This window comes from Escherichia sp. B1147, from assembly GCF_001660175.1.
Classification (GTDB): domain Bacteria; phylum Pseudomonadota; class Gammaproteobacteria; order Enterobacterales; family Enterobacteriaceae; genus Escherichia; species Escherichia whittamii.
The window spans coordinates 1-409 of sequence record NZ_LFHY01000043.1 but is presented as its reverse complement, the minus strand read 5'-3'; the positions used below and the strand labels follow the sequence as shown (position 1 = coordinate 409).

1 rRNA gene is annotated in these 409 nt (G+C 48.4%); it reads right to left on the bottom strand.

What is annotated here, in order from left to right:
- Positions 1–157 (bottom strand): 23S ribosomal RNA (locus A9180_RS22215); the annotation flags it as partial.
- Positions 158–409: the final 252 nt, after the last annotated feature.

The following is a 409-nucleotide window of genomic DNA, read 5'->3' as shown; positions in this document are numbered from 1 at the left end:
GTTAATGATAGTGTGACGAATCACACTGGGTTTCCCCATTCGGAAATCGCCGGTTATAACGGTTCATATCACCTTACCGACGCTTATCGCAGATTAGCACGTCCTTCATCGCCTCTGACTGCCAGGGCATCCACCGTGTACGCTTAGTCGCTTAACCTCACAACCCGAAGATGTTTCTTTCGATTCATCATCGTGTTGCGAAAATTTGAGAGACTCACGAACAACTTGCGTTGTTCAGTGTTTCAATTTTCAGCTTGATCCAGATTTTTAAAGAGCAAATATCTCAAACATCACTCGGAAGTGAGTTTTGAGATACAGAGGTCGGCGACTTTCACTCACAACCCAGCAAGTGGCGTCCCCTAGGGGATTCGACCCCCTGTTACCGCCGTGAAAGGGCGGTGTCCTGGGC